This is a genomic window from Flavobacterium sp. (genome assembly GCF_029242675.1).
Classification (GTDB): domain Bacteria; phylum Bacteroidota; class Bacteroidia; order Flavobacteriales; family Flavobacteriaceae; genus Flavobacterium.
Genome location: NZ_JAQWTM010000408.1, coordinates 1 through 2,042 on the forward strand (window position 1 = coordinate 1; position 2,042 = coordinate 2,042).

The following is a 2,042-nucleotide window of genomic DNA, read 5'->3' on the forward strand; positions in this document are numbered from 1 at the left end:
GTTCTTTACAGTTAGTTCTGCTTCTCTGGCGTTATTCCAGAAATCAGGAGCAAAAGTTTTTTATTCGTCGTTAGAAATTTCAATTAGTTTGGCATCAACGTCAAAGATACCTCCTCAACGCACCAAGGCGCTCTACAATACCTTTAATTTGTTCGGTAGTTGTCATAAATTATGTAATTTTGTAGGCAAAAATAGAAATTTTTTAGGTCAGACCAACTTTGAGTTGTTTATTTAAATAAAACATATGGAAATAAATTTAGTTAGCGATACGGTTACTAAGCCCTCATACGAAATGTTGCAGTACATGTTCAATGCCCAAGTGGGTGACGATGTGTACAAGCAAGATCCCACAGTTATTGAATTAGAGTCAAGTTTAGCGGCTATGTTTGGCATGGAAGCGGCCTTGTTTTTTCCTTCGGGTACAATGGCTAACCAAACCGCTTTGAAGTTACACACCCAACCAGGAGAGCAAATCATTGCGGACAAATATGCCCATGTGTACTTGTATGAAGGTGGAGGAGCATCCTTTAATAGTGGGGTTTCTTTTTGTTTATTAGATGGAAAACGCGGAATGATAACAGCAGAGCAAGTTGCTGGTGCTATTAATGATCCCGAGTTTTACCACAATCCATTGACCAGTTTAGTAGCGGTAGAAAACACAACTAATAAAGGTGGTGGCGCTTGTTATGAATTAGAAGATCTTAGAGATATTAAAAAGGTTTGTGTTGCCAATAATTTGAAATTTCATCTTGATGGAGCCCGAATTTGGAATGCGCTTGTGGCAAAAAGACAAGATCCGAAAGAATTCGGTAAAATATTCGATACGATTTCTGTTTGCTTATCGAAAGGATTAGGAGCACCAATTGGTTCTGTTTTATTAGCCGATAAAGCGACCATTCACCGTGCCTTACGAATCCGAAAGATATTTGGAGGCGGAATGCGTCAGGTGGGCTATTTGGCTGCAGCCGGAATTTATGCTTTGAATAATAACATCGAACGCCTTGCCGAAGATCACCGCAGAGCAAAAGAATTAGGAGCAATGCTAAGTTCTAAAAGTTGGGTTGCAAAAGTAGAGCCGGTAGAAACAAATATTCTGATATTTACACTTGCACCCTCCTACGACGAAAAGGTTTTGATCGAAAAGCTCAAAAATAAAAACATCACTATTAGCTCCATGGGACAAGGAAAGTTGCGTATCGTGACGCACCTGGATTATAGAGAAGTGATGCACACCTATGTGTTGGAAACGCTATCCAAGTTTTAAAAAGAAGCAAAAAAAAATGAGTTACAACAATTAGTGTAACTCATTTTTTTGTTTTAAACGGTAGGTTTTAGGCTCTCTATTTAAATAAATTATCCATTCCTGGAATCATTGGCATATCCATTTTAGCCACGGCATCAAGTTCGGCTTCGTTTACTTTCGTCGCTTTTTCGATTGCTTTATTCAGCACTAAAATCATATAATCTTCTAATTGCTCTTTGTCTTCTAAAAGTTCATCTGCAATAGTAATCGATTTTACTTTTCTATTGGCAGTTAGTGTTACTTTTAGTAATCCATCCGTACTTTGCTCATCAACGAGAACAGTATCTAAGCGCTTTTTTGTCTCTTCAATTTTATTTTGGGTCTCTTTTAACTTACCCATCATTCCCATTAAATCCATTTTTATTCTTTTTAAGTTATTGAATACGAAATTACTGTTTTTAGGGCAATAAGCAATGTAAAATATTCATAAAAAGGGGAATCTAAGTCCCGTTTGTGTTATTTTTGCAACAGCTTACACAAATATGAAAGTCCACAAAATGATAGAAAAAATACAACCACCCGTTGCTAAAATTATACCAACCACCTTTGAGAAATTTAATGATGTTAGAGTCGATAATTATTTTTGGTTAAATGACAGAGAGAATCCTGAAGTTATTGATTATCTGAACAAAGAAAATCAGTATTATCAAGATAGGACTGCGAATCAAATAGGTTTTCAAAAAGAATTGTTTGAGGAAATGAAAGCCCGAATTAAGGAAGATGATGAGTCTGTTCCTTA

Annotated in this window: 2 protein-coding genes and 2 pseudogenes; 2 read left to right on the top strand and 2 right to left on the bottom strand. The window is 36.4% G+C overall.

What is annotated here, in order from left to right; all coding sequences use genetic code 11:
* Positions 1-166: pseudogene (gene prfB, locus P8M54_RS15035) on the bottom strand (peptide chain release factor 2); the annotation flags it as partial.
* 78 nt (positions 167-244) lie between these two features.
* Here prfB and P8M54_RS15040 point away from each other — a divergent pair.
* Positions 245-1,264 (top strand): GntG family PLP-dependent aldolase, encoded by a 1,020-nt coding sequence (locus tag P8M54_RS15040; protein ID WP_300288842.1) that lies wholly within the window; start codon positions 245-247, stop codon positions 1,262-1,264.
* Between the two features lie 76 nt (positions 1,265-1,340).
* On the opposite strand, the gene P8M54_RS15045 is transcribed toward P8M54_RS15040, so the two are convergent.
* Positions 1,341-1,661: a YbaB/EbfC family nucleoid-associated protein gene (locus tag P8M54_RS15045; RefSeq protein WP_187010569.1), complete on the bottom strand. Its 321-nt coding sequence runs from the start codon at positions 1,659-1,661 to the stop codon at positions 1,341-1,343.
* A gap of 139 nt (positions 1,662-1,800) precedes the next feature.
* On the opposite strand from P8M54_RS15045, the pseudogene P8M54_RS15050 reads away from it, so the two are divergent.
* Positions 1,801-2,042: pseudogene (locus P8M54_RS15050) on the top strand (oligopeptidase B); the annotation flags it as partial.

Bases quoted from the DNA above. Each gene is read 5' to 3' on its own strand.
- P8M54_RS15040 (WP_300288842.1), top strand. From the start codon at position 245: ATGGAAATAAATTTAGTTAGCGATACGGTTACTAAGCCCTCATACGAA.
- P8M54_RS15045 (WP_187010569.1), bottom strand. From the start codon at position 1,661: ATGGATTTAATGGGAATGATGGGTAAGTTAAAAGAGACCCAAAATAAA.